Annotated in this window: 20 protein-coding genes and 1 pseudogene; 8 read left to right on the top strand and 13 right to left on the bottom strand. The window is 63.8% G+C overall.

The genetic code is table 11. The features are described 5' to 3' along the window. Window positions 1–386: 386 nt before the first annotated feature. Window positions 387–2,375 carry an ABC transporter ATP-binding protein gene (locus VNH11_13785; protein ID HVA47435.1) on the bottom strand — a complete coding sequence of 663 codons (1,989 nt, stop codon included), beginning with the start codon at window positions 2,373–2,375 and terminating at the stop codon, window positions 387–389. Between the two features lie 67 nt (window positions 2,376–2,442). Here VNH11_13785 and VNH11_13780 point away from each other — a divergent pair, with 67 nt between their 5' ends. After that, window positions 2,443–3,030 (top strand): nucleotidyltransferase family protein, encoded by a 588-nt coding sequence (locus tag VNH11_13780; GenBank protein ID HVA47434.1) that lies wholly within the window; start codon window positions 2,443–2,445, stop codon window positions 3,028–3,030. A 99-nt stretch (window positions 3,031–3,129) separates the two neighbouring features. On the opposite strand, the gene VNH11_13775 is transcribed toward VNH11_13780, so the two are convergent. Further along, the gene (locus VNH11_13775; protein ID HVA47433.1) at window positions 3,130–3,354 is read right to left on the bottom strand and encodes a hypothetical protein; all 225 of its coding nucleotides are present in this window, start codon (window positions 3,352–3,354) and stop codon (window positions 3,130–3,132) included. 145 nt (window positions 3,355–3,499) lie between these two features. Continuing rightward, window positions 3,500–4,555, bottom strand: a complete 1,056-nt coding sequence (locus VNH11_13770) for a MoxR family ATPase (protein HVA47432.1) — start codon at window positions 4,553–4,555, stop codon at window positions 3,500–3,502. Between the two features lie 322 nt (window positions 4,556–4,877). On the opposite strand from VNH11_13770, the gene VNH11_13765 reads away from it, so the two are divergent. Continuing rightward, on the top strand, window positions 4,878–5,411 hold the full coding sequence (locus VNH11_13765; protein ID HVA47431.1) for a hypothetical protein: 534 nt from the start codon (window positions 4,878–4,880) through the stop codon (window positions 5,409–5,411). Window positions 5,412–5,427: 16 nt separating this feature from the next. Here the strand turns inward: VNH11_13765 and VNH11_13760 are convergent, their stop codons facing one another. The 5 genes from VNH11_13760 to VNH11_13740 all read right to left on the bottom strand — a co-directional run bounded on the left by VNH11_13760 (window position 5,428) and on the right by VNH11_13740 (window position 8,919). Further along, window positions 5,428–7,623 (bottom strand): PQQ-binding-like beta-propeller repeat protein, encoded by a 2,196-nt coding sequence (locus VNH11_13760; GenBank protein ID HVA47430.1) that lies wholly within the window; start codon window positions 7,621–7,623, stop codon window positions 5,428–5,430. A 166-nt stretch (window positions 7,624–7,789) separates the two neighbouring features. Beyond that, the gene (locus VNH11_13755; protein HVA47429.1) at window positions 7,790–7,939 is read right to left on the bottom strand and encodes a hypothetical protein; all 150 of its coding nucleotides are present in this window, start codon (window positions 7,937–7,939) and stop codon (window positions 7,790–7,792) included. After that, complete coding sequence (locus VNH11_13750) at window positions 7,936–8,121, bottom strand: hypothetical protein (protein ID HVA47428.1); 186 nt, start codon at window positions 8,119–8,121, stop codon at window positions 7,936–7,938. The genes VNH11_13755 and VNH11_13750 overlap by 4 nt, the downstream gene beginning before the upstream one ends. 16 nt (window positions 8,122–8,137) lie before the next feature. Next, window positions 8,138–8,521: a hypothetical protein gene (locus VNH11_13745; GenBank protein HVA47427.1), complete on the bottom strand. Its 384-nt coding sequence runs from the start codon at window positions 8,519–8,521 to the stop codon at window positions 8,138–8,140. Beyond that, window positions 8,500–8,919, bottom strand: a complete 420-nt coding sequence (locus VNH11_13740) for a hypothetical protein (GenBank protein HVA47426.1) — start codon at window positions 8,917–8,919, stop codon at window positions 8,500–8,502. Before VNH11_13740 ends, VNH11_13745 begins: the two co-directional genes overlap by 22 nt. Before the next feature lie 192 nt (window positions 8,920–9,111). On the opposite strand from VNH11_13740, the gene VNH11_13735 reads away from it, so the two are divergent. After that, complete coding sequence (locus tag VNH11_13735; GenBank protein ID HVA47425.1) at window positions 9,112–9,615, top strand: hypothetical protein; 504 nt, start codon at window positions 9,112–9,114, stop codon at window positions 9,613–9,615. A gap of 159 nt (window positions 9,616–9,774) precedes the next feature. Further along, window positions 9,775–9,987 (top strand): annotated as a pseudogene (locus tag VNH11_13730) (IS1 family transposase). A 16-nt stretch (window positions 9,988–10,003) separates the two neighbouring features. Here the strand turns inward: VNH11_13730 and VNH11_13725 are convergent. Then, complete coding sequence (locus VNH11_13725; GenBank protein ID HVA47424.1) at window positions 10,004–11,311, bottom strand: hypothetical protein; 1,308 nt, start codon at window positions 11,309–11,311, stop codon at window positions 10,004–10,006. A 202-nt stretch (window positions 11,312–11,513) separates the two neighbouring features. Between VNH11_13725 and VNH11_13720 the strand changes: the two genes are divergently transcribed. From VNH11_13720 to VNH11_13710, 3 genes are all read left to right on the top strand, one after another. Further along, on the top strand, window positions 11,514–12,902 hold the full coding sequence (locus VNH11_13720) for a DUF1501 domain-containing protein (protein ID HVA47423.1): 1,389 nt from the start codon (window positions 11,514–11,516) through the stop codon (window positions 12,900–12,902). Window positions 12,903–13,002: 100 nt separating this feature from the next. Then, window positions 13,003–13,338 carry a hypothetical protein gene (locus VNH11_13715; GenBank protein HVA47422.1) on the top strand — a complete coding sequence of 112 codons (336 nt, stop codon included), beginning with the start codon at window positions 13,003–13,005 and terminating at the stop codon, window positions 13,336–13,338. 32 nt (window positions 13,339–13,370) lie between these two features. Beyond that, window positions 13,371–13,529, top strand: a complete 159-nt coding sequence (locus tag VNH11_13710) for a hypothetical protein (GenBank protein HVA47421.1) — start codon at window positions 13,371–13,373, stop codon at window positions 13,527–13,529. A 43-nt stretch (window positions 13,530–13,572) separates the two neighbouring features. Here the strand turns inward: VNH11_13710 and VNH11_13705 are convergent, their stop codons facing one another. From VNH11_13705 to VNH11_13695, 3 genes are all read right to left on the bottom strand, one after another. Beyond that, the gene (locus VNH11_13705; protein HVA47420.1) at window positions 13,573–14,358 is read right to left on the bottom strand and encodes a methyltransferase domain-containing protein; all 786 of its coding nucleotides are present in this window, start codon (window positions 14,356–14,358) and stop codon (window positions 13,573–13,575) included. A gap of 80 nt (window positions 14,359–14,438) precedes the next feature. Further along, complete coding sequence (dnaA, locus tag VNH11_13700) at window positions 14,439–15,830, bottom strand: chromosomal replication initiator protein DnaA (GenBank protein HVA47419.1); 1,392 nt, start codon at window positions 15,828–15,830, stop codon at window positions 14,439–14,441. Between the two features lie 570 nt (window positions 15,831–16,400). Beyond that, window positions 16,401–17,411 carry a GNAT family N-acetyltransferase gene (locus tag VNH11_13695; GenBank protein ID HVA47418.1) on the bottom strand — a complete coding sequence of 337 codons (1,011 nt, stop codon included), beginning with the start codon at window positions 17,409–17,411 and terminating at the stop codon, window positions 16,401–16,403. A 286-nt stretch (window positions 17,412–17,697) separates the two neighbouring features. Here VNH11_13695 and VNH11_13690 point away from each other — a divergent pair, with 286 nt between their 5' ends. After that, window positions 17,698–18,627: a PDZ domain-containing protein gene (locus VNH11_13690; protein HVA47417.1), complete on the top strand. Its 930-nt coding sequence runs from the start codon at window positions 17,698–17,700 to the stop codon at window positions 18,625–18,627. A gap of 8 nt (window positions 18,628–18,635) precedes the next feature. Here VNH11_13690 and VNH11_13685 read toward each other — a convergent pair whose 3' ends face one another. Next, window positions 18,636–19,562 carry a diadenylate cyclase gene (locus tag VNH11_13685; protein ID HVA47416.1) on the bottom strand — a complete coding sequence of 309 codons (927 nt, stop codon included), beginning with the start codon at window positions 19,560–19,562 and terminating at the stop codon, window positions 18,636–18,638. Between the last annotated feature and the right edge of the window lie 32 nt (window positions 19,563–19,594).

The following is a 19,594-nucleotide window of genomic DNA, read 5'->3' as shown; positions in this document are numbered from 1 at the left end:
AGCGGGTGAGCGGGTGACCGTTCGTGGCCCGTTTGGATCGGGGAATAACCGCCTGGATGGTGTAGGCGTACTTGCCCGGCGGCAACGGCGGCGACACGAAGAGGCGTTTGGCCCCCTTAGACCGCGTGCTGATCGTGGCCTGGCCTCTCGCGGTGGGAAGGGAGTTTTGCCCTCGCCCGGCCTGGCCAGATAGGGATTTTGACCCAACCCCGAAGTTTTTTGGAATTCTAGGGCATCGGTGTTTTTTGGCGACCCGGCAGCGACGACGCAAGTCTTGTTGCGGGCAAGCACTTACAACGCAAGAGAGCCACGGGCGACCCTTTGTTTTCCGCAAGTGCAACCGCTTTGGAGCGGTCCCTGCTTTCCGCAGGGGTGCTTGGCGATGATCAGTTCGAGGCCGCAACATCGTCGAACTCGATTTCACCGCTCGTCTGCTGCCGGACCATCTGCCGATAGCGGCCGCTGGCGGCCATCAGTTCGTCGTGCGTGCCGGTTTCGACAATCCGACCGGCCTCGATCACCACGATCCGGTCGGCATGCACCACCGTGCTCAGGCGATGGGCAATCACGAAGCTCGTGCGGCCTTCCAGCAGCCTCGCCAGACTGTGCTGGATCAGCCGCTCGCTCTCCGTGTCGAGATTGCTCGTGGCCTCGTCCAGAATCAGAATGCGCGGATTGGCCAGCACGGCACGGGCAATCGCCAGCCGCTGACGCTGCCCGCCGCTCAGCTTCACGCCCCGCTCGCCGATCAGCGTGTCGTAACCCTGCGGCAACGCGGTGATGAACTCGTGGGCGTGCGCGATGCGGGCGGCCTGTTCCACCTCGTCCAAGCCGGCCTGCCGTTTGGCATAGCCGATGTTCTCGGCCACCGTGCCGTCGAAGAGAAAAATGTCTTGCTCCACAACCCCCAGCAGCCGGCGGTAGCTATCGACCTCCAGCTCGCGCAAATCGACGCCGTCGAGCGTGATGGTGCCCGACGTGGGGTCATAGAAGCGGGCCACCAGGTTGCACAACGTCGTTTTGCCGGCGCCGCTGGGACCGACCAGGGCGATCATCCGCCCCGGCTCGGCCACCAAGTTGATGTCTTTCAGCACGAGCTCGCTCGTGCCGGGATAACAGAAGCTGACGTCTTCCAAGGCAATGCGGCCGTCGACGTGGCGGCGGTCGACGACGGCGGCACCGGGCAAGGGCGGCATCTCCGCGGGTTCGGCCAGCAGGTCGAGCACGCGGTCGAGTCCGGCCAGTCCGGCTTGCAGCGCGGTGGCGCTCTCGGCCAGCACGGCCAGCGGCTCCAGCAGCATGGTGAGATACACCAGGAACATCATCAGCTCACCCAGCGAAAGCTGCCCGGAGAGCACCTGCGAGCCGCCGTACAGCAAGAGGCCGGCCGACGACAAGGGAACGAGAATGTCCCAGACGATCTCGACGCCCCGCGACCACCACCAGGCATGCACCTCTTGCCGGGCCATCAGATCGCCGGCCCGCACGAAGCGGCCCGCCTCGCTGCGCTGCCGCCCGAAGGCCCGCACCACGCGCATGCCGCCGAAGGCCTCGGTGGCGTGGCCGTCGATGTCTTGACGCTGCCGGCGGATGTCGCGGTGCAGCGGACGAATGCGTCCGATCCAGGTGCGATGGCTGTAGTAAATCGCCGGCAGCAGCAACAGGGCGCCGGTGAGCAAGCGCCCATCGACGTAAGCCAGCACGAGCATGCTGCCGCAAAGCTGCACGATGGCCCGCCAGGGATTGTAGAGCATGCTGAACACCAGCTCGCCGATGCCGCCGGCGTCTTCGCGGAGGATGCTGGCCACGCCGCCGCTTTTGAGTTGATAGACGCGGTGCAGCGGCAGTCGGGCGGCATGCTCGAAGGCCCTCTTGCGCACGGTGGCTTGCAACCGCTTGGTGGCCCGCGTGGCATACCAGCGGCCGCAAAAATGGACCATCGTCTGCACCAGCGAAACCACGAACACGGCGACGGCCAGCGACAAGAGCAGCCTGCCGTGGCTTTGCTGATCGGCGAGCCAGTGCAGCCGAGGGCTGCTGATGGGCTTGCCGCCCAAGACGTTGTCGATCACGATTTTGGTGGCGGCCGGAGGCACGAGCTTGAGCAGCGTCGAGAGGCTGAGCGTCGCCAGGGCCACGACGAGCGGCAGCCGCTGCCCGCGGAGCAGTTCCAGAAACTCGGTAAGCAGCGTCCAAAAGGAGCGGTTTCGGGGTGTGTACGGCCGGGCGTGGCCGTGCAGCGGGGCGGGCGTATCGAACTCGCCCGACGCGCGGCGGCGGCGCAGGTCGGCCAGGTATTCGCGGAATTGGCGTCGGCTGGTGCTGGGGCGTGAGGGCATGCGGTCGAGGCGAATCGGTGATGGAGTCGAATCCATTATACGGTGGATCGGTGATAGAATAGCGAGAGGCAGACAGGAAGAGGGGCAAGGGAGAGATAGGTTGATGGCCGATATGATCTCGGGTGAAGTTTTGCTGGAAAGGATGGTAAGGGCCGTGGAGAAAGTTCGCGATCGACTGTTGCGTGCCACTCGTGCGCTGGACGCGGCGGGCGTGCCTTACGCGGTGGTGGGTGGAAACGCCGTGGCGGCCTGGGTCGCGGAAGTCGATTCGGCCGCGGTGCGGAACACTCAGGACGTCGATATTCTGTTGCGGCGGTCCGATTTGGAACGAGCAATCGCCGCCATGAGCGCCGCCGGTTTTGTTTATCGGCACGTGGCAAGCATCGATCTTTTTCTGGACGGCCCCGACGCAAAGGCCCGCGACGCGGTGCATGTCGTCTTTGCTCAAGAAAAGGTGCGGCCAGACAGTCTGTTGCCCGCCCCTGACGTAGATGAGAGCGAACCGAGCGAGCGTTTTCGGCTGGTCAAGCTCGACGCCCTGGTCCGCATGAAATTGACGGCGTTTCGACGGAAGGACCAGGTGCATTTGTTGGATATGCTCGGCGTTGGATTGATCGACGAATCGTGGGTGGCCAAACTGCCGAGCGAATTGGCAACGCGGTTGCAAGAGTTGATCGACAATCCCGAATAGGCCCGGCGTGATCCACGCAATCACGCCGGTTCCGGAATTGTTAGACCGTGTTGGTGCGAAGCGATGCTTGAGCAGCCGCGCGGTTGGTCAATGGTTGAATTAGCGTGGGCTGAACTTCTGCAGGAGAACCTGCGCGAGCCCGGAGGCGTGCTGCAAACGGTTTCGTTGCCACTCATCTTCGTCGCTCCCGATGACCTGCGGCTGCGGCGATCGGCTTGGTTCCCACTCGTGGACCGCGCCGTCTTCCATCAACCGGCTGACGGGGACGCGGTAACGTGGGCCGTTGGGCAAATCGAACAGTTCGTCATGCGGGAGGCGCAGCACGGGTTGGGGCCCACGCAATTCTTCGGCCCGTCTGTACACTCCTGGTAGGGGCCCGTACCGCCGATCAGCGACCGTGCCTGCCGTTGTGCCATGACCCCATGTCTTTGCTGACGACGCACTGACGCGTACGGCGGCCCCGGAGAGCTTAGCCGGCGTGTTTGGGTCGAAATACCTCTGATAGTTTTCCACCAAGCGTGGCCTCTTCTTCGGCCGGCGGAATGACTTCGATCAGCCTCCGCACGATGTCGTCGGGCTTGATCCCCTCGGCCTCGGCGTTGAAATTGGTCATGATGCGGTGCCGCAGCACGGGCGCGGCCACGGAGCGGATGTCGTCGCTGTTCACAAAGTGCCGGCCGTGCAGCACGGCGCGGGCCTTCGCCCCCAGCACCAGGTATTGGCTGGCCCGCGGCCCGGCGCCCCAGCTCACATAGGAAGAGACGAAGTCAGGCACCTCGCCCTTCTCGCGCCGCGTGAGCCGCGTGAACTTCAGCGCATAGCGGCTGACGTGCTCCGCGACCGGCACGCGGCGCACGATCTGTTGCAGCGCAAGAATCTCCTCCGCCGTCAAGGTCGCCGTCACCTGGTGGACCACGTCGGCCGTCGTCCGCCGCACGATCTCCAGCTCCTCGTCTTCGTCGGGGTAATCGACGAACACGTTGAACATGAAGCGGTCGAGCTGGGCTTCGGGCAAGGGATACGTCCCCTCCTGCTCGATCGGGTTCTGCGTGGCCAGCACGAAGAACGGCTCGGCCAGCTTGTGCCGCTGCCCGCCGACCGTCACCTGGTGCTCCTGCATCGCTTCCAACAGTGCGGCCTGGGTCTTGGGCGGCGTGCGGTTGATTTCGTCGGCCAGCACCACGTTGGCGAAGATCGGACCTTGCAGGAAGCGGAAGCTGCGCGTGCCGGACGGCTTGTCTTCCTGGATCACTTCGGTGCCGGTGATGTCGGCCGGCATCAGGTCGGGCGTGAACTGGATGCGGCTGAACTTGAGCGACAGGGCGTCGGCCAGCGTGCGGATCATCAGCGTCTTGGCCAGGCCCGGCACGCCCACCAACAAGCAGTGGCCGTTGGCAAACAGGGCGATCAGCAGCTCTTCGACCACCTGCCGCTGGCCGACGATCACTTTCGACAGCTCGGCGGTGATGCGGCGGTAGGATTCGCTCAGTTTTTCGACCGCGCGGAGATCGTCGTCAGGAAGCATGGGGGAGGGTTCAGGGTTCAGGGTTCTCATGCGCGACAAGATCATCGTCCTGGACTGGTTGACTACGCGACCGCTCGGTGACTTGTGCTCGGCTGGTCCACCGTTAGTGAGTTGGACGACCGAGAGTTTGTCGCGATCAATAAACAACTGGCTCGTCATTTCAGACCTCGTACCGATCCAGCGGAACGTACGCTGTCAGCGGCATCGTTTCATTTTACTTAACGACGGCGGCTTCCGGAAGCCACAACCGCCTCCACCATCGTCGTCAGGAAGCGTGGATCGCTATTGACGGCATTCTGCGATATCCGAAATACTGTTGGTGATGTCCGTCTTCTCCACAAATGAAGGAGTTAAAAAAATGCCGGTTCGAACACTTGTTGCTCTGGCCCTCGTCGCCGTGACCGGACACGGACTTCTTGCCCAGCAAAGCGACGCCGCTGCCAAAGTCGGCGATCTTCTCGTTATCCGAATGACGGGCGATCTGGCCAAACAATATGCACGGCGCACCGGATCGCCGCAAGAAACCGAAGCATCCGCTGGGCTCACAATCGAAACGACCGCGACGATCGAGCAAAAACTTGACGGCGGGCGAATTCGCATTGAGCATCGGTCACACATCGTGCGCGATGGTCATCAGGCTCGCCTTGTTACGCTGACGGCAATTGTGGACTCAGCCAAGTTCACAACCGACCTCACACCCAGAGGCACTTCGATTTATGCCTCGCCCGCCGATCACAAAAACGGCGCGCATCCTCGGACGACAACGGAAGACACAAAGACCCTGCGACTCGAACTGTCCGAGCTCAAAGGGCTGAAGCTCCGCACTTGGACCCTGGCGGAAGAAGTTGGTAATTGAGGCCGCTGGTCCCACCCTACCTTTCATGCGGTCCTCGTTCGGCACGAAACACCGTCAACCGGTCGTGGCCGGCGATGATCAGCGAATCGCCGGCGGGCACGAGGTTGCCGCCGGCCGCGTGACGCAGGCCAAGATTGATCGGTTCGAGCTGCCGGTTCGTCTTGTGGTCGAAAACGTAGATTTTGTCCCAGGTGGGCCAGTAGACGCGGTCGCCCGCCAACAGGCCGCGGCCGATGCCCTTGGGCGAACCGCCTTCGGGAAACGACACCGCCCCCCTCGTGCCGGGTGGCGAGACGATTTTGCCGCTCAGGGTGTCGATCCACCACAGCTTGTCGCCGCTCGCCACCAACTTGCCGTCCACCACGCCCAGCAGGTGGACCACGTCTTCGGGAAACGGCGTGGGCCAGATCAGCAGGCCGGTGGGCGCGTCGAGCGCCAGCAGCAACTCGCTGTCGGCCGGCGCCACGTACACGATGCCGTGATGATAAACGCAAGGCGTCAGGTCGCGGCAAAGGTGCTTGGGCCGCCGAGTGAGTTCGAGCTGGCGAGTGCGGGGATAGCGGGTGATCCAGCGAATTTGCCCGTCGCGCGTGCTTAGCGCGGCCACGGCGCCCAGGTTCGTGTTGCAATACAGCGTATTGGCGTCGAGCGTCAACAGGTTGTGGGTCATTTCTTCCTGGCCCATGCCCGGCGTTTCGGCGCCGCACACCAGCCGCCGCCACTTCAAGCGGCCCGTCTCGGGGTGCAGGCAGGCGACATACTGCTGCGGCCGCACACCGCTGCGGCGCATCACCACATAAACGCCGTCGCCGTCGACCAGCGGCGAACCCTCGAAGGCCCAACTCGGATCGTTCCCTTCCTGCCCCAGCGTGTCGGGCGTGGCCCACAGGCATTTGCCTTGCAGATCGAGATCGACGCAGACGAGATAACTCTGCCGGGCCATGAAGGGCTGATCGCTGGTGCGCGTCGTCACGGGACTGCCGAGCCGGGCATAAACGCGGCGCTGGCGGACCGTGAGCGTGAAGCGCGGAGCGCCGACGCCGGCCGGACCGAAACGGGCCGCCGCCGCGTCTTCGCCACGCTCGCGAAGCCGATACATCGCCTGCCCTTCCGAATCGCTCCACATCGGCTTGCCGCTGGCCAGGTCGTAGGCCCGAATCTCGTCGAACGTGCTGACCAGCACCAGGTTGTCGACCACGACCGGGTGGTAACTGAGAAGCTGGTCGCGCGCTTCGGCGATGCGACGCGGCCCGGTCGAACTACCGGCTTCGGCGGGCGCGGTCTCCGGCAGCGGCTCCTCCCAGGCGATCGGGCCGACGGCGATCTCGCCGGGCGCCACTTTGTCTCGCTGCGGCGAGCCGGCAAAGGTCGGCCACTGGCGATCGACTTTCTCCGCGGGCCACCCGCTGCTTTCGCTCAGCAGCTCTTCGAGAAACTCCGCATACTTCACCCGGCGGCCGCCCAGCTTGCCTTCGGCCGCGCCGCACTCGCGGCGGAACGGCTCAAGCGCTTGCCGTGCCGATTTCAGATCGCCGTCCAGAATGATTGCCAGCAGCAGCCGGGCACGCACCGCCGCCCGGTCCAGGTCGCTGTCGGGATACAGCAGCCACACGGGCGAGCCGTTGGTTTGCACCACCGCCGGGGCAAGTCTGGCCCAGTAATCGGGCGGGAGTATTTTTTCCCAATATCCGCGTGCCTCGCCGGTGCTGCCCGCCTCCAGAGCCAGATCGCCCAGGGCCAGCAGGGCGTCGTCGCCCCACGTGCTGCAGAAGAGCTGATCGACCACGTCGCGCAAGCGGCCGGCATCGCGCCGCCGCAGGCCGTCTTCGTACCATTGTTGTGCCCGGTCGTCGACGCGGCTGCGATACAGCTCCAGCGCGGCAGGCGGCAGCGAGGCGATCTGCAGGTGGCAATAATCGCGCACACTCACAAACCGCCACGGCGAAACCGGCAGCACTTTGCCGCCGTGGCTTTCCGTCACCTGCCGCAGAATCTCGACCGCCTCGTCCCACTGCTCGTCGGCGATAAAGGCTTTGGCCCGTTCCAGATGGGTCCGGGTGGCTGCGTCGGCTTCGTCGACCAGGATGGCATCCGAAAGATCGACGCGAGGCGTGAACGTGCCTTGGGCGCGTGCGGGTGTCGAAGCCGAGGCCGAAACCAGCCAGCTCGCCACCATCACGGTCAGCCCGATGGTCCGCGAGCCAACGCACATGCAGCAAATCCCCCTAAGTCGAGCAACAAACCCTCCTTAGTATAGACGCGGGCACGATTTGGGGAAAGCAGAGGCCGCCGCGGGTAGTGATTTCATTTCATCCGCCGTCAACTCTAGTCCGTGATTTTTAGTCGGATTCGCGGCCGTGCCCAGAAAGCGGGCACGCCTAAAGCTCCCTTATCACGTCGAGCCAATAAGCGCGCTCTGCTTCTTTGCCGATGCGCTGGCCCATAACGACGCCGCCCAGGAACGCCCCGACCACGGCCATCAGCCACAACAGCGTTTTCAGGGAAAACTGGGGGCGGCGCATGGTCATAGTTTCGGCTTCAGCGTCTGCCCTTTCGCCTGGCGGCTCAGCTTGAATTCCGGTTCAGTCGCCGGCTTCTCATCCCTCCGCCTTCTCCGCTCACGCTCGAAATGGATGCCACCAAAAAACGCGGCCACGACCGGCATGACCACCAGCAACGCCCGCAAGCTGAACTGAAAACGGAGGGGCATGGGGCGAGCTGGGCTATTAGGCGGATGGCTCAAACACCATTTCCCGTTCGTTAGCGACACGCGCAAGATCGTTGAGCGCTTCTCTAGCTTCCCCCTCCGCGCCACCGCGGAATGCGAAAAAGACTATCGAAAGTTTGACTCCGCCGTGGTTCACATGAATGAAGTTCGGCAGGTCTTCGATGATCCCGGATATGCCCTTGATCCGACATCCCACGATTTCGTTTGTTTCCAGCGATAAAAACAGCGTTACGTGGTCACTCAGTCGTTTCGAGTAGTCTGGATCACCCTCAAAGCACACCGTTAGCGCATCCGACTTTTTGTTCAGATAGCAATACGGAACAAATTGCCGAGCTGGCGGGTTCTCCTTCAACAGTCGAATTAGGTCTGGTTTTGCGGCCATATTAGCGTTCCCTTTACATCAGATGGGCACATCGGATCGTCCTCAGAGCAAGGTCGCCATGTCCAATGGTCAATCGTTCCATCTGGTTGAACGAAAACCAAAAACAGCATGGCTACTGGTGGGGGAGTCTCAATCGTGAGACTCTTCATGTCGTGCTTTGGAAGGCCGACATAGACGAAACAATCGTCAGTGTCGGCACGTGACCAACCTTGATAAAGCCTTTCTGTTCCTCCGGGTTCAAGAACTTCCTGGACAAGCAGAAGCCGGGCGAGCTTGGCGGTGTCGCCTTGCGTCCGCAACAACGAAAAAAATCGTTCAGCCACACCGACATCCCATGTCTTTTTCGTCGGATTGTCTGGGCAAATTGCCTGAAAAGTGACGCTCCACCGCGTGCTCATTGCGGCTCCTCCATAAAACAGTAGGGTTTATATCTTCGGACAGTCAATAGACTTGCGGCAAAAAAATGGCCCTCCGTAGTCGGTTTATTCGAGCTTTGAAGGCCGGAAAAATCCGATAACGGCTTGACGCGAATCACTGGAAACATTATATAATGTTTCCAGCATCAACACTAGTCCCGGAGGTTGTAAAAAATGAAAGTCGTCATTGATGTTGCGTCAGGTCGCCTAGCCATCGAAGGCGATGGTCCCGAGCTGCTGAAGGTCCTTGAGGCGGCTAGGGCGCTTGCCCCGAGCGTCAAGCAAATTCAAATCATCACGTCAACAGAGCTGTCTGGCAATGAAGGATCAGAGGGCGATGAGCAAGGACCGGCTCAGTCCACGATCGCGGCACAGGGTCACGGGCCAAAAACACTGCGGCAATTTGCACGGTCCTTGTCGCTCAATAATGCGCCGGAGCGCATTGCGGCAATCGCATACTATATCAACAAGATCGAAAATAGGCCATCGTTTTCTCCAAAAGAACTTGACGGCTGGTTCACTATGTGCGGGTTCCAAAAGCCGTCTCAAATGCCGGTTGCTCTCTTCGACACCAAGCGAAAATACGGATATGCAGACAACATCGGTCGTGGCATGTGGCGGATCTCAACGCAAGGCGAGAACCTAATTACGGCAAAACTGAATGAGGCTGGTACGTGAAAAGACAGCGGAAGGCGGCCCGCGTCTTGGTCGGCGCACCAGCGCTTCGGAACGATCGTCAAGGAATACCGCAACGCCAAGATCTTGTATCAGCCCAGCGAAATGGTCGGCACCAAGCGAACCGGCCGCCGCGGGATAGGCCCCGATCAAGAGAACACGATACGCACCAGCCACGTTGAACGGTCGAACCTGACCGTGCGGACCTTTATGAAGCGGTTCGCGCGGCTGGCCCTTGGGTTCAGCAAAAAGCTGGATTGCCTTGAAGCCGCAGTCACGCTGCACATGGCCTATTACAACTTCTGTTGGCAGCCCAGAACGCTGGCCGACAGGATGACGCCGGCGATGGCGGCCGGGCTGACGAACCGGTCCTGGACGTTCGGACACCTTCCTAGCGCGCCGCGGACGGCAACGGCACCGGCGGGCCGATGAGGCGGCGCGTGTGCGAAAGCAAATACTCGGTGAATGCGCGGTCGCTGTCTTGCACCGCCTTCTGCGTCGCACCGCCGAAGCGCAGCGCCGACTTGAAGAGCTCGTTATTCGCGTCGATCCCCAGACCTTTCAACGTCTTCGAAACCTCAGCCACTTGCGGATCGGCCGCCAGCTCGTCTTCGTTCATCTCTTTGGCCACATCGATCCCGGCCGTTGATGATTGCCGCCAAATCGCTTCCCAGGCATTGCCAGGCATGAGGGCGTAAAACGTGTCCGTCACCGTCACGCGACGGTTGGCGATGTCCTGATCGAGATAGGTGATTCGCACGCCGGTCGCCTTCTCTTCGGCGGCCGAGGCCAGCGCCTCGTTCGCTGCTTTGCGTTGCTTGGTCGCACCGCCATCGCCTGCGCCGCCCGGCTGCGGATTGAGCAAATCGCCCAACGCGTCGCCAAGCTGATCTTGCAGCATGCCGCCGATCAGATCGGCCAACGGCGGACGATTCCCGCCGTCGCCGTCGTCGCGCACCAGCATGCCGCCGGTGCCTTGAAAGTGCGGCTGCACCAGGATCTCGAATTCGATCAGCGCCACCTTGGCCGCCCACTGACGGTCGTCGAGCGGCACAATGTCGAAGCGGTCCGAAAGGTCGGGCACGGCGTGCTCGACGTCGACCGCTTGCTCCTTGAGTTTTTCGGCCAATGCCGCGGCCGAAAGGTCTTCGGCATCGTCGAGCCGCGCCTGCCAGGCCAGACCGAGCAGCCGCCGCACCGCGGTCGGTTGGACATCATGCCGTTTGACCTTGATGGCCAGCACTTCCACCACCATAAGCTGTGAAGGCCCGGCTTCGGCATCTTGATCGCCGGCGCCTTGCAGGCGCGATTCCACGTCGCGAATGCTGCGTTCGATGAAGTCGTTCAGCAGCTTCGGTTCGGGCCGCCGCTCGCGCCACGTCTTGAGACGTTGGAGATACTCTTCGAGCGCTTGTTTGCGGCGATCGTCTTCGCCGGCCGCGGTCTTGCGATAGAGGGCCGGCTGGTGTTTTTTCAGCCACTGGCGGCGGACATAAAGCGTGACCGTGCCGTCGGCCGGCGGGGCCGCGAACATGCCCAAAATCTGCTCGCCTCCGACCAGCGCCACCCGATCGACCGCGCGATCGCGAATGGCCACTGGGGCGGCCGCCGCCACAGGCCCGGCAAAAACGGCCAGAAAGCCGAGGCCGACGGCCGACACGACGCGCGGCGGCTGATAGATCGATGGGTTGGCATTCATGTTCATCTCCGAGGGCCGCTGACTTCGTTGATTGTAACACGCGTGGACCACGCCGCCGAACAGATGATAAGGAAGCATCAGGTCAACCGTCGCGGCGCGAGCATGGGCATCGAACGCAGGCTGGCCGAGATCTCGACCAGCGAGTAGAACAAGAGTGGCTCTTGCGTCCACGCCTATCCACACCGTCCACAGGGCAACGATCATGCTTGTCTGGCCGCAACTTCCCCGTCGCGATCTGCTGACCTTGGGCGTGGTCGCGCTGGGCGGCCAGCCGCTGAACGCGCTTTTGCAGGCGGCCGAATCGGGCAGCGCCGCCAAAGCCCGCGCCACAGCTTGCATCCTCCTCTATATGGATGGCGGCCCAAGCCAGCTCGATCTGTGGGATCTCAAACCCGACGCGCCCCAGGAGATACGCGGTCCCTATGCTTCCGTTGCCACCTCGGTGCCGGGCACGCACGTCTCGGAACTGCTGCCCCTGACCGCACGGCAAATGCACCGCCTGGTGCAGGTCCGCAGCGTCTGCCATCAAGAAACCGTCCACGACCCGGCGGTCTACCAGATGCTCACCGGCTACAAGCACATCAGCTCGGCGGGCAACCTGAAGGTCGAAGAGACCGACTTTCCGCAGATGGGCGCTTCGTTCGGCTATGCCGACCGTCGCCCCGCGGCGATGCCGAAAGTCATCGAACTGCCGGAGACCATGAAGATGGAAGCCCGCGTGCTGCCGGGGCAGAACGCCGGATTCCTGGGTGGCTCGTACGACCCGTTCCGCGTCGAGATCACGCGCGAGGAGGCCAGGCTCGTCAAGCCATCGTTACGTTTGCTGCCGGAAATCTCGCGTGAGCGTTTTACGCAGGTCGGTTCGTTGGTCGAGCGCTACAACGGGCAATTGGCACGGCTCGAAGCATCGGTGGAGGTGCGGCGTTTCGACGAGTACCAGCAGCAGGCGGTGGCGCTCTTGAGCCGCCCCAGCGTGCAGGCCGCGTTCGAGATCGAGCGCGAGCCGGCCGAAATGCACGAGCGTTATGGTCGCAACCGGCACGGGCAATCGGTGCTGTTGGCACGGCGGTTGGTCGAAGGCGGCGCCCGGTTTGTCACCGTCTATTGGGGCAAGGAAGAGCAGGACTGGGCCGACGGCAAGGGGCCGCGGCTGGCGAACAACCCTTGGGACACGCATCGCAATCATTTTCCGTTGGTCGAAGACCGTCTGGCGCCGCGGGCCGACCGCGCCTTGGCCGCCTTGCTGAGCGACCTGGCCGAGCGCGGCCTGCTGGACGAGACGCTGGTGGTCTGGATGGGCGATTTCGGCCGCACGCCCAAAATCGACAAGAAGTACGCCAGCCGCGATCACTGGCCGTTCGCCTTCACCGTGGTCTTGGCCGGCGCGGGGCTGCCGGGCGGGGCGATTTACGGCCGCACCGATCGACACGCCGCGCACGTGCTGGAGCATCCCGTCAGCCCGGCCGATCTGACCGCCACGGTCTTTTCGACCTTGGGCGTCGACCCGCAGACGGTGATCCGCGACGCGCGAGGCAGGGGCTGCCCGATTTCCAACGGGCGGCCGCTTCTGCGGCTCTGGGGATCATCTTGAGTTTTTCCGGGCCTTTGTGGTCGCAGACCGTCGCCGGCGGCATGCGGCAAGACTGTTCGTGGCAGCGGGCGCGCCGCAAACTCTGTAGGGAACGGACTCTGTGCCGTTCCGCCAGCGCTCGCTGTATAGTTCGGCTGCGCCCTTTCGCGAGCCGGCGGAGCATTGGAGCTACGACCGGCCGTCGCGGCTGTTCACACGAAAGAGCGGGCGGCGGCCGGCGTGCTGCATCATGGCCACGCCGGGAAGCCAATCGTTCGACGATCCGGGCGTCTTCGTCGAGCTGCCGCTGGTGAATCAGATTCGCCAGCGCGTCAAAGCCTCGCGAGAACGCCGGCACGAGGGCCACGAGCGCCATCAGCAGCGGAAACAGCTCGCGGCCAAGCCGTCCCGTGCTCATCTGGCGGTGGATCTCGTCGCGGCAAAGCGGACAAGCTGATCGAATCGGGCCATGTACGTGAAGCCACCGGCTTGCTGAAGCTCGTCAAGTCGTCGCCGCAAGCCGGCCCGCTGAAGGCGCGTGCGATCGAGCGGCTGGGGGGGGTGCAACCCTCACGGGCGCCTCGCGCGGCAAAGTCCGCCACGCCGATCGTCAAGACCGCCGACGACTTGTATGCCGCGAAGAAGTAAGTGGTGGCTGGCCCCAGCCTCCTCCATTCGCGCAAGCCATCGGTTAATCCGGCACGCAGACCACGATCCAGCCGTTTGCCCGCAGCCGGCCGAAGAGCCACGGCCGCCGCAGCGCGTGACGCCGCTGGGTGTCGAGCGCGATGAACTCGACGATGCGAAAACCGGCGGCCAAAAGATCGGTCTTCAATTCCCGACGTGTGAAGACGTGCAGAAACATGTTCGGAATGCCTCGATAGTCGAAGAACTTGTCGCCCGGCTCCTGGTCGCGCCGCACGAGCGAACCGAACAGGTTTCGCGCCAGCCATGCCCGGCCTTGCGGGTCGAACAGGTTATACCAGCGGTTGTGAACGTGCAGCGCGAACTTGCCGCCGGGTTTAAGAATGCGACGGGCATGACCCAATACGCGCAGGCGGTTCTGCCGGCCGCGGACCATGCCCAACGTGCTGAACATGCAAATGGCATAGTCGGCCACCGCGTCGCGCAGGCAGCCCAGTTCGGTCAGATTGGCCCGCAAACGGTCGATGGCCAGCGACTCTTCACGCGCCTTTTGGCCCACCACGTCGAGCATCGGCATCGATAGATCGACTGCCAGCCCGCGAAAGCCGCGCCGGGCGAACGGCACCAGCAGCCTGCCCGTGCCGCAGCCCAGATCGACCAGCAGGCCGGGCCGGGAAAGGTGGCGCGACAGCACGGCCTCATCGAACTCGAACAGGCTGTTTTGGGCGAAGTAATCGTCGTAGCGGTAGGCAATATGGTCGGCGTGCGCATACTGCCAGAGTCCCAGCGTGATGCCGCTGGGGAGTCGCCACTGGGGAACGTCGTCGGGCATTTTGGATTTTCGATTTTGGATTTTGGATTAGAGCAGCGCAGGACCCAATCCAAAATCCAAAATCGAAAATCCAAAATGGATCAACTTGCCCGCAGCGCTTGTTCCACGCGGCGGACCGCCTCGTCGACCGTGCATTCGCCGTCGGCCAGTTCCATCGGCAAATGCGACTCCATCCAGCCGCGCACCTTCTTGTTCGCCGAGATGACCGTGCTGTGGCTGCGGCCGCCGAAGTAACTGCCAATCTCGCTCAAGGCCGCCCGCGTATAGCGTCGGGCCAACCACATGGCCAGCATCCGCGGATGGCTGACCTGCTTGGCCTTGGCCTCCGATTGCAGCATTTGCGGCTCCAGCCCGAACACGTCGCAAACCGCCTTGTTGATATCGCCCAGCCGCACGCTGCGCGTCTGGCGGCGAACATCGGCCAAGGTCTGCTCGGCCAACGCCAGACTCATCGGCTGACCCAGGGCGCGGCTGGTGGCGTCGAGCCGGTTCAGCGCCCCAGACAGCTCGCGCGCGTGCGTCGTGATGCGCGTCGCCACAAAGTGCCGCACTTCTTCCGGCAGATCGAGTCCCATCCGCTCGGCCAGCCGCCGCACAATTCCCACCCGCGTCTCGTATTCGGGCGGCCCGATGTCACACACCAGGCCGCTTTGCAACCGCGTCGTGAAGTCCTGGCCGAGGTCGCCCAGCTCGCAGGGCGGGCGGTCGGCGGCAAAGACAAGCTGCCGCCCCTCGCGGATGAAAACGTCGATCGTGTGCAGCAGCTCGGCGAGCGTGGCCCGCTTGCCGACGAGGAACTGGATGTCGTCGACGATCAACAGGTCGAGGCCCCGGTATTTGCGGCGGAACAAGGGCAGTCCGCGTCCGTGCAGCGCTTCGAGAAAGAGCGTCGTGAACTGCTCGGCCGAGAGGTACACGGCCTGCGCTCCGCTGCGCAGCCGCCGCACTTCGCTCACGACTCCTTCGAGCAGATGCGTCTTGCCGACGCTGGTCGGGCCGTGCAGCACCAGCGGCGACGAGGCGCCCAAACGGCTGGCGGTGGTCTGCGCGGCGACCCAGGCAAGTTGGTTCGAGGGCCCGACGACGAACGAATCGAGCGTCGCCATGCGGCGGCGGTGAACCGCGGCCGGTTCCGCCGGCGCGAGCTTGGCGACCGCGCCGCAGGCCGTCGGCGCGGTCGTGCAAGGCGGCGCGGTCGGCACCGGCGGCTTGTGCTCAAGGCCGGGGTCGATGTGGAACCGCACGGGCACCACCTTGCCCAGCGCCGCGTGGCAGGAGGCCTCGATCTGGCGCCTGAAATTCGTGCGCAGCCAGTCCTGGTAGAACTGGTTGGGAACGCGCACGGTCACGGTCTCGTTGTCGTAGTCGAGACACGTGTGATTGCCGAACCAAAGATCGAAGCGATCTTGTCCCACCTGGTCGGCCAGCGCAAGGCGCAGCGCCGACCCGATCTCCATATCGTCCCTTGTCACTTCCTGAATCCTCAGCGCAGTGTCGTCTCCAGCCGCGCGATCGGCGCGCGTTTCCCCGTCACAGCCAACGTCGGTCCGTGAGTGGTTGTCGCTGGACACGCGGCGTTGGAAAACCAACGCCGAAGTAGGTTGTTGATGTCACCCGAGGCGTCGATTGTAAGGCTGCTAGCACTCCTGTCAAAGCGCCCCGACAGGGTGGCCAACCCCCGCGGCCAGCATCGCGGCCGCAACGCCGGGTTTCTTCGGCAAACGAGCGCGGCGCGGCGGCGCAGGCGATGAAGAAAAAATTTTGCCGCTCGACTCGCCCGAGTGGATAACGTGTCGGCACCGCGGGGCGGGCGATTTGCGCGGGCTCCGCAACCGTCATCACATCAACGAGTTGTGGGGCGGTGGCTGGGGCAGAGCTTGGCCAGAGTCGGCCCGGTCTGAGGACACGCGCTGCGGCCAAGCGATGCCCCGGCACGTCAAACCGGCATCGCTTGGCCGCAGAGCGTATCCTAAAGGTCGCGGTGGTAGCGGCCAAGCTCTGCCCCAGCCACCGACCGCCATCCATCGACGACTGACAAAGCACTATGCCGTCACCGTGCGACTCGACGGGCCGGGAGGCCCATCCTCCGTTGATCGCGACAGGAATTTCAAAAACACCGAGCGGCGGTCGCAGGTCATGAAACCGGCGGCCGCATAAATCCGCAAGGCCGGCGAGTTGGCCGCGTCGACCGCCAGCAAGAGACGTTCGCCGCCCTGCTGCCGCACCAGCCACTGGGCTTGCCGGACCAACTCGATTCCCCAGCCGCGGCCACGGGCGACAGGCACCAGGCCCATGTAGATCAACTCCCAGCTTTGCGAGCGGGCATGGTCGGCCAGCAACAGGCAGCCGGCGGCCTCGTCGTTGTGCCGCACCGTAAACCAATTTCGCAGGTCGTCTCGGCAGGTGGCCCGGTAGCCCGCGACGACCTGCCGACAATCTTGGTGTCCGTTGAGCGCCGGGCAGTCGAGCGTCTGCTGATACGTCTTCTCGATCAGGCCCGCCAATTCATCGAGCGCGGACGGCACGATCGGCGCAAACTGCAAATCCGCACCGCTGGGCGCCGTGGGAAACTGCGGCCGCGAGCTGGCCAGATAGAGCAGATCGCAGGGGTGGTCGAAGCCCGCACGGCGAAACCGCGCGGCGTCGATGCCCGCGTCGGTGAGAAGCAAGCTTTGCACCATCGTCACTTTCTTCGAGGCCAATCGATCGAGTGCCCGTTCGAGCAGCTCGTCGGCCAAGGCTGGCGGCGCCTCGCTCGAGGTTTGCGGCGGCCAGACCGCGGCGGAGTCGCCTGGTTGAATCTCAGACCACACTGCCCCCAGCACGCGGTGTTCGCGCCAGGCAGCCAGAAGTCCGTCGAGCGACCGCTCGCCGCGTGCGGCGGCGGTGAGCGTTTGTTCGACCAGCGAGCCGCGCTGCGGAACGCCAATCGACTCGAACGCCCATTCCAAGGCGGCGCGCTGCAAATCGGCGGGAGGCGGGCCGATGTCGAATCGGTCGCTGCTGGCAAGGAGCATGTGTGGAAGATACCGCGGAGCGTGGCGGCGCACCATAGGAGGGTTCAGGATACGTGAAACGGCAGGAGTTCAGGCCAGCCACGGGCGAGTCTTTGTGCTCCCCCAACGGAATCCTCGGATCCCGTCGTGACTGCCGCATGGCAGGGCGTTATGATGTTGGAGAGAGTTGCCATGATCGACGTCGGCGGTGCCAGGTGATTCGACCGGTTGGCCGAATCCTTCGTGGTCGTTGAGCCGGGACGGCATCGCATACGAAAAGTCTCACCGTAGCGAGGGATGACATAAGCTTACACTTGCAGAAAGGCCCAGGAAAAATCGAAACATGAACCGGCCGCTCGTCACGTTCGGAATTCTAGCCAGTTGGTCTTTTGCGGCTTGCGACGCCCTGGCCCAGCCGGCCGTCGACCGCTTGGAACGCCGCGTGCGCGAACTGGCGCAGCAAGAGGGCGCCGCGGCCGATGACGCCGACATCGGTTATTTGGGCGTCGTCGCCGACGATCCGGCGGCCAAGGGGCAAGGCGTCGAGTTGCTGGAGGTGCATGAGGGCAGCCCGGCCGAAAAGAGCGGCCTGGAAGCGGGCGACCTGGTGACGAAAATCGGCGACAAGCCGGTCCGCACGCTGGACGACTTCGCGGCAGCCGTGGCAGGCCAGCCCGTGGGCAAGACGTTGCGGATCACGATCGAGCGGCATGGCAAACCCCAGGACATCGAGGTGACGCTCGGCCCACGGCCGCCGCCAGGCGCGCGGCGCTTTGCGAAATTTGGCCCCATTAGTGGCGAGCCCCAGCCGCTGCGCAGGGTGCAGCTCGGGGTACGCGTCGAAGAGTGCGACGTTCAAGCGGCCACCGCCGCCGGCGCGCCGGTGGCGCGAGGGGCGGTCGTGTCGCGGGTGGCCGCGGGATCGCCCGCCGCGGCGGCGGGCATCCCGCTGAAGGCGATCATCGTCGCCGTCGACGGCCAGGAAGTCGACAACCCCGACGACTTGAAACGGATCATCGCCCGCGCGCGTCCCGGCCAAGAAGTGAAGATCGACTATTACAGCCGTGGCAAACTCATCCAGCGCAACCTGCGGCTGGCCGAAATCATGCCCGCGGTCCCAGCGGCCCCCCTGGCAGACCCCGAACCGCCTGAGTCGACGGACGAGTCGCTTACCGATCGCCAGCGCGTCGAGCGACTCGAGCGCCGCGTACGCGCCTTGGAAGCGCGCATCGCCGAGTTCGAACGATTTCTAGGTGGCGCGCCTGAACCCTGAACCCTCACCTACTCCCCGGGTGGCTCATACTCGAACTCGCGCCACTTCATCGGCCGTCGGAACGGCTCGATGCGCAGCACGACTTCGCCGTTCTGAAAAATCCGCACCGTCCCGTTCGACTCGCTCACGGCCACCGCCACCGCCTTGGTTGCCCGACTGATGGAGGCCGCGGCCCAATGCCGAGCGCCCAAACCTTTGGCCAGCGTAATGTTCGTCGCGGGCGCGTCGATATATTGTGACGACAGCTCCACCGTGCCGTCGGCCGCCACGACGATGGCACCATCCATTTGGGCAATCTCCTTGATCGCCTCGCGCACACGGGCACTCTTCAGGTTTCGCTCTTTGCGGCTGTAACCCTTGACCGGATCGAAGCCGGCCGAACGGCACATCTTGCGGACCTTGACCGTGTCGCCCACCACGAACATGGTGCCGACCGGCTTGCCTTCGCGTCCCTCGCGGCCAATCTCCAGGGCCAGGTTCACCACCGTTTGCAAGGTATCGAGCGGCACCCGCGTTTCGAGCTGCTGCAGGTCGCGAACGGTCAGGCGGCCCAAATGGTCGCCCAGGTCGATCACGCTGATCGAATCGAGTGCCCGCGCCTCGAAACCGCTATAGACGGCCACCACCCGCGCTCCGGGCCGCACGAATTCGTCGGCCACCGCCTCCAACAGGGCCTGCGAAAGCTTGTCGTAGACGGGGCTTTCAGCCATATCGAGCACCACGGGCAACAGCCCGGCGGCATGGGCTCCGGCAAGCTGCTCGGGCGTGTCGGCGGCCACGATGACTCGCTCACCGGCGGCATGTTGCCGCAACTGCTGCCAATCGGTGGGGCCGTCGAGCAGCAGCAAGACGGCATGCGCGCCGGAGCTTTTGGCCAGCCCGGCGGCCGCGTCGTAAACCGTGGCGAACTCTTCGTTGAACTTGAGCGGTTGCATCAGGGGCGGGCGAGTACATTTTTGCTTGACAG

The sequence above is a fragment of the Pirellulales bacterium genome (genome assembly GCA_035533075.1).
In the GTDB taxonomy this organism is placed as follows: domain Bacteria; phylum Planctomycetota; class Planctomycetia; order Pirellulales; family JAICIG01; genus DASSFG01.
This window is presented reverse-complemented; position numbering and strand designations above follow the sequence as displayed.

Bases quoted from the DNA above. Each gene is read 5' to 3' on its own strand.
- VNH11_13785 (HVA47435.1), bottom strand. From the start codon at position 2,375: ATGGATTCGACTCCATCACCGATTCGCCTCGACCGCATGCCCTCACGC.
- VNH11_13780 (HVA47434.1), top strand. From the start codon at position 2,443: ATGGCCGATATGATCTCGGGTGAAGTTTTGCTGGAAAGGATGGTAAGG.
- VNH11_13770 (HVA47432.1), bottom strand. From the start codon at position 4,555: ATGCTTCCTGACGACGATCTCCGCGCGGTCGAAAAACTGAGCGAATCC.
- VNH11_13765 (HVA47431.1), top strand. From the start codon at position 4,878: ATGTCCGTCTTCTCCACAAATGAAGGAGTTAAAAAAATGCCGGTTCGA.
- VNH11_13760 (HVA47430.1), bottom strand. From the start codon at position 7,623: ATGTGCGTTGGCTCGCGGACCATCGGGCTGACCGTGATGGTGGCGAGC.
- VNH11_13755 (HVA47429.1), bottom strand. From the start codon at position 7,939: ATGACCATGCGCCGCCCCCAGTTTTCCCTGAAAACGCTGTTGTGGCTG.
- VNH11_13750 (HVA47428.1), bottom strand. From the start codon at position 8,121: ATGCCCCTCCGTTTTCAGTTCAGCTTGCGGGCGTTGCTGGTGGTCATG.
- VNH11_13745 (HVA47427.1), bottom strand. From the start codon at position 8,521: ATGGCCGCAAAACCAGACCTAATTCGACTGTTGAAGGAGAACCCGCCA.
- VNH11_13740 (HVA47426.1), bottom strand. From the start codon at position 8,919: ATGAGCACGCGGTGGAGCGTCACTTTTCAGGCAATTTGCCCAGACAAT.
- VNH11_13735 (HVA47425.1), top strand. From the start codon at position 9,112: ATGAAAGTCGTCATTGATGTTGCGTCAGGTCGCCTAGCCATCGAAGGC.
- VNH11_13725 (HVA47424.1), bottom strand. From the start codon at position 11,311: ATGAATGCCAACCCATCGATCTATCAGCCGCCGCGCGTCGTGTCGGCC.
- VNH11_13720 (HVA47423.1), top strand. From the start codon at position 11,514: ATGCTTGTCTGGCCGCAACTTCCCCGTCGCGATCTGCTGACCTTGGGC.
- VNH11_13705 (HVA47420.1), bottom strand. From the start codon at position 14,358: ATGCCCGACGACGTTCCCCAGTGGCGACTCCCCAGCGGCATCACGCTG.
- VNH11_13695 (HVA47418.1), bottom strand. From the start codon at position 17,411: ATGGTGCGCCGCCACGCTCCGCGGTATCTTCCACACATGCTCCTTGCC.
- VNH11_13690 (HVA47417.1), top strand. From the start codon at position 17,698: ATGAACCGGCCGCTCGTCACGTTCGGAATTCTAGCCAGTTGGTCTTTT.
- VNH11_13685 (HVA47416.1), bottom strand. From the start codon at position 19,562: ATGCAACCGCTCAAGTTCAACGAAGAGTTCGCCACGGTTTACGACGCG.